This is a genomic window from Caballeronia sp., assembly GCF_049581465.1.
In the GTDB taxonomy this organism is placed as follows: domain Bacteria; phylum Pseudomonadota; class Gammaproteobacteria; order Burkholderiales; family Burkholderiaceae; genus Caballeronia.
Window position 1 is genome coordinate 1 of the sequence record NZ_JBAUSA010000931.1, and the last position, 5,522, is coordinate 5,522.

The following is a 5,522-nucleotide window of genomic DNA, read 5'->3' on the forward strand; positions in this document are numbered from 1 at the left end:
GGTGTTTATCGGCGATGACCTGACCGATGAAAAAGGCTTCGCGGTCGTGAACGAGCGCAACGGCGTGTCGATCAAAGTTGGCGGCGGCGATTCGCTCGCGACCATGCGGGTCGACTCGGTCGGTGAGTTGCTCGACTGGCTCCAGGGGATTGCAGGAGTGCGTTCGTGAGTCGGCTGATCATCGTTTCAAATCGAGTCGCGCCGATCTCCGAAGGCGGCCCCGCGGCCGGTGGCCTGGCCGTAGGTGTCTATGACGCGCTCAAGGAAACCGGCGGCATGTGGTTCGGCTGGAGTGGCGACGTGGTGCCCGAACCGCCCGATGCCATCACGCTCGAAGAACGCGGCCGCGTGACGTTCGCGACCATCGGCCTGGCTCAACAGGATTACGACCAGTACTACCGCGGCTTTTCCAACGCTACGTTGTGGCCTGCGTTTCACTATCGGCCGGATTTGATCCAGTTCGACCGCGATGAATTCGATGGCTATTGCCGCGTCAATCGCTGGCTCGCGAAGCAACTCGCGCCGCTGTTGAAAGCCGACGACGTGATCTGGGTTCACGACTATCACCTGATCCCGTTTGCGCAGGCGTTGCGGGAAGAGGGCGTGAAAAATCGCGTCGGCTTCTTTTTGCACATTCCGTTTCCGGCGTCGCAGGTCCTGTTGAGCGTGCCGCGTCATCGGGAGTTGGCCGAGGCGCTGTGCTCCTTCGATCTGCTCGGCTTCCAGACTCAGCCGGATTTGCGCGCGTTTTGCGATTACATCGAGACGGAGGCAAATGGAACTGTATCGCGCATCACCGGCGCGCCTCATGAGGTGCACGCGTTTGGAAAGACGCTGCGGGCGGCGGCGTATCCGATCGGCGTTTATCCAGACGAGATAGCCGCGCTGGCCAAATCGGGCGAAAGCGGGCGCGAAGTGCAAACGGTGAAAACCACGCTGCGCGAGCGCAAACTGGTGATGAGCGTCGACCGGCTGGATTATTCGAAGGGCCTGGTCGAACGATTCCGCGCGTTCGAAAAGCTGCTTGAAAAGCAGCCGGAGAAGCGCAACAACGTTTCCTTCGTGCAGATCGCCCCCCCAACACGTGCCGATATGGACACGTATCGCGATATTCGGCTGCAACTCGAAGCGGAATCGGGGCGAATCAATGGGCGCTATGCGGAACTCGACTGGACGCCGATTCGGTATATCCATCGGCAATACGAGCGGCATGTGCTCGCTGCGCTGTTTCGCGCGTCGCATGTGGGTTTTGTCACACCTTTGCGCGATGGCATGAATCTGGTCGCGAAGGAGTATGTGGCGGCGCAGGATCCTGACGATCCGGGCGTGCTGGTGCTGTCGCAATTCGCGGGCGCGGCGCAGGAATTGAACGGCGCGCTGATTGTGAATCCGCTTGATATCGACGGGATGGCGGACGCGCTGGCTTCGGCGCTAGCCATGCCGCTGAACGAAAGGCGTGCCCGGCACGCCGAAATGTTCACGCAGCTTCGCGAGAACAATGTATCGGTGTGGCGCGACAATTTCATGCGCGATCTTCAGGGTTAAGCGGGGCGGGGCGGGGTGGATCTGCTTGGCTTCCCGCAAGCAGATCCACCTCAAACACTGATCACCCCGGCAGAGCCCAACCTCAGGTCGACTCCGCCTTCGCCGCGAGTTGTTGCGAAGGCATCGTGGCCGGCGGCAGCTTGCCGTGCTGCTTCGAAAGCAACTCGCGATAAAGCCCCGGGCGTTCGCGCAATTGTTGCGGCGTGCCGTCGTCGATCACCTTGCCCGAGCTCATCACGATAATCCGGTCGAAGCCCTGCAGCGTCGATAACCGGTGCGCAATCGCGATCACGGTGCGCCCGACCATCAACCGGTCAAGCGCTTGCTGGATCGCTTCTTCCGAGGCGCTATCGAGTGCGGACGTGGCTTCATCGAGCAAAAGGATCGGCGCGTTCTTGAGAATGGCGCGCGCAATCGCGATCCGCTGCCGTTGTCCGCCCGACAGCTTCACGCCGCGGTCGCCGACGATCGTATCGAACCCTTCGGGCATCGCTTCGATGAAATCCGAGCAGCGCGCTTCGCGAGCGGCCGCGAGAACGTCCTCGCGCGACGCATCGGGCCGGCCATAGGCAATGTTCTCGTACACCGTCCGGTGAAACAGCGAAATATCCTGTGGCACCAGCGCGATCGACATGCGCAAGCTGTCCTGCGTGATCAGGGAAATATCCTGCCCGTCGACCTTGATGTGGCCGCCCTGAGCTTCATAAAAGCGCTGGAGCAACGCCAGCACGGTCGATTTCCCCGCGCCCGACTTGCCGATCAGTCCGACTCGCTGACCCGGTTCAATGTGCAAATGGAACCGGTCGAGGATCGGACGACGACGCGGATACGCGAACGTCACTTCATCGAAATCGACGCGGCCGCCTTGCGGCACGAGTTCCGTTGCGTCAGACCGATCCGGCATGCCGTGCGGTTCGAGCAGCGTTTGCACGGCTTCGGCCAGACGCGCGACGTGCTGAGTCACGTCGACAAGCGCCACGGCCAGGTCGCGGGTGCCGTGAAGAATGGTGAAGCCGAGCGAGCTGACAAGCACGATATCGCCCGATGTCGCTTCTCCCTTCGACCACAGCTCCAAGGCCCAACCGAGCAAACCAGCAGACAGGATCGCGGTGACGACCGCATGGAAGAGTCGCAATTTTTCGAGGTACAGCAGGCTTTGCTGGCGCGCGACCATCTCGGCCTTCACCGTCGAACCGAAGCGCTTTTGCTCCCGGAACGTCATGCCGAACGCACGCACGAGCGCCATGTTGCCGATCACGTCGACCAGTTCGCCATCGACTGAAGCCGCCTTCGACGCAAACGTGTGATGCCGTGCCGACCCGCGTCCGGCTAGCCGGTACAACACCAGGGCCAAAATGGCCGATGCTAGCAGCAAGCCGCCCGCCATCAATGGATTAACCGCCGTGATCATCACGATCGCACCGATCACGGCGATACACGGCGGCAACACGTTCCACGCCATCGTGTTCTCGGCGGTGTAGATCGCGTTCGATGTCGCCGTGATGCGGCTCGCGAGCATGCCCGGCTGTTTCTCGGAGAAGTAGGTCGGCGAATGGCCGCTAAGGTAGGAGAAAAGATCGCGCCGCAAGTCGCCCGTCACGATGACGAACGTGTGCGCACCCACCCAGCCGCCGACGCGCCAGAGCATGTTGTCGGCGGCGATCAGGCCGACCAGGATCATGAAGGCAGACCAAAGCGGGCCCGGATGACCGCGTCCGTGGCCGAGTACGTCGATGAGATGCTTGATCGCGTACTGCGAGGCGAGCGCGCAGCCCACGGCGGCCAGGACGCTGGCGAGCACGATGGAGTGGGCGACCGGATGACGGCGGATGTAACGCATCAGGAACGCAAGCGGGCGATGCGCGTAGCTCGCTAGCCTGGCGTTGTGCGCGTTACGCTGGGAGACAGTGAATTGTTCCAATTGGTCGTTTTTGGTCGAGTAGAGCGGTTGAGCGCGATGCGTCGCCTTGGCTGCAGGCGAGGCGCATCACGACAAGAGAGCGATGGCATGCAGCACCGATAGGGTGAATTGTAGCCAGTGTAGCGAGCCATATCGTCTCGCGTAGCGCTTTCCGTGGTCCTAAACCATCAGATACGGCGCAATTTCAGCGAATATGCGCCTCTTGCTGCGTGAGGTCGATCTTTATGCGGCGATGCTCATTTCACGAAGTGTTCACCGCTCGACCACGTACCGCGAGCGGAGGGCCTCGGCTGTCGAGCAAGCACTTCGCGGTCCTGACTCGACGAATGCGGCTCGCACGGACGAAATTTGAAATTTTTAAAGCACGTCTGCCCTAGGCTTCTTAACCCCGGGTGCCGTTAACGTAGAACACCTTTGATAAACAAGGGTTTGCAAAGTGTATCGACGATGTAACAACGTAAATAAGTTGAAATGCTGGATAGGCGGCCGCATAAAAGCGACCATACTTCGTCGGGTTTCCACTGAGTTTTTTTGACAGGTAACTGTAGGTTCCGGTCAACGGACCGCAAACCTGTGCGTTTATGGCTGGGTGCGCTGCATTTACGAGATGGAACCGAACTTGCTGTTCGTGAACATCCTCGGGGCTCGTCGGACGCCGTTAAGCCGGTGCCCGGACCGCGGTACCTGATGCAACGTTTTTGATAACAGTTTCCAAAATAGCGAAGCTCCGCGTTTTTCTTCGTGCTGCCGGCTGATTTGCCGAATACGTTCGGCGTAGCGCCGGAGCCCGAGTCGGGCGATTCGCTTGATTTAACGTCCGATGCCACGCGCATCAACTTTGCCTGACATTTTTAGGAGTTTTTCAGATGCGAATCGCTCAAATCGCGCCTCTCCACGAAGCCGTCCCGCCGAAATTCTACGGTGGCACGGAGCGCGTGGTGTCTTATCTGACTGAAGCGCTGGTTGATGCCGGTCACGACGTCACGCTGTTCGCGAGCGGTGATTCGCAAACGTCGGCCAAGCTCGAAGCGTTCTGGCCGCAGGCCCTGCGCCTCGACCCGACCATCCGCGACACGATGGCGCCGCACATGCTTTTGCTGGAAGAAGTGCGTCGCCGCGCCGACGAGTTCGACGTGCTGCACTTTCATATCGACTATTACCCGTTTTCGCTGTTTTCGCGCCAGCCGGTGCCGTTCCTGACGACCATGCACGGCCGTCTCGACTTGCCGGAACTGCAGCCGATCTTCAGCACGTTCAATGAAGCGCCGGTCGTGTCGATTTCCGATAACCAGCGTCATCCGCTGCCGCAAGCCAACTGGCTCGGGACCGTTTATCACGGCCTGCCGGAAAACCTGCTCACGCCGATCCCGAACGTCGAACCGGGTTACCTCGCGTTCCTCGGCCGGATTTCGCCGGAAAAACGTGTCGACCGGGCGATCCGTATCGCGGGCGCAGCGGGCATGAAGATCAAGATCGCGGCAAAAATCGACAACGCCGATCGCGCGTATTACGAAGAGCACATCAAGCCGCTGTTCGCGCTGCCGCATGTTGAATACATCGGCGAAATCAGCGAATCGCAGAAGACCGAATTCCTTGGCAACGCGCACGCGCTGCTGTTCCCGATCGATTGGCCAGAGCCCTTCGGTCTCGTGATGATCGAAGCGATGGCTTGCGGAACACCGGTTATTGCGTTCAATCGCGGCTCGGTGCCGGAAGTGATCGAAAACGGCGTGTCGGGCTTTGTCGTGGAAGACGAAATCAGTGCGATCGCCGCGGTGAAGCGCCTCGACACATTGTCGCGCGCCAAGGTGCGCCAGGCGTTTGAAACGCGTTTTTCGTCGAAGGTCATGGCGGCGCGCTATGTTCACACGTATGAAGAGCTGCTTCGTTCGAAGCGCCGTACGGTGCTGCGCGAAGTGAACGCTGGCTAAGCTCACCCGAACAGGCGGTCTGTAACGCCAGCGCACGTTCAAGCGCTACCCAACAACGCCCCGTGCGCCGTCAGGCCACGGGGCGTTGTTTTGGCGCAGCAGCAACGCGGTGCTGAGGGCGTTAT

3 protein-coding genes and 1 pseudogene are annotated in these 5,522 nt (G+C 60.3%); 3 read left to right on the forward strand and 1 reads right to left on the reverse strand.

What is annotated here, in order from left to right:
• A pseudogene (locus WCA53_RS22905) lies at window positions 1-169 on the forward strand (trehalose-phosphatase); the annotation flags it as partial.
• Window positions 166-1,545: an alpha,alpha-trehalose-phosphate synthase (UDP-forming) gene (gene otsA, locus WCA53_RS22910; RefSeq protein WP_423915864.1), complete on the forward strand. Its 1,380-nt coding sequence runs from the start codon at window positions 166-168 to the stop codon at window positions 1,543-1,545. The pseudogene WCA53_RS22905 and the gene otsA, both read left to right, overlap by 4 nt.
• Before the next feature lie 82 nt (window positions 1,546-1,627).
• Here otsA and WCA53_RS22915 read toward each other — a convergent pair whose 3' ends face one another.
• Entirely contained in the window at window positions 1,628-3,466 is a 1,839-nt protein-coding gene (locus WCA53_RS22915) for an ABC transporter ATP-binding protein (protein WP_423915866.1), read from the reverse strand.
• 866 nt (window positions 3,467-4,332) lie between these two features.
• On the opposite strand from WCA53_RS22915, the gene WCA53_RS22920 reads away from it, so the two are divergent.
• Window positions 4,333-5,397 (forward strand): glycosyltransferase family 4 protein, encoded by a 1,065-nt coding sequence (locus WCA53_RS22920; RefSeq protein WP_423915868.1) that lies wholly within the window; start codon window positions 4,333-4,335, stop codon window positions 5,395-5,397.
• Window positions 5,398-5,522 lie beyond the last annotated feature (125 nt).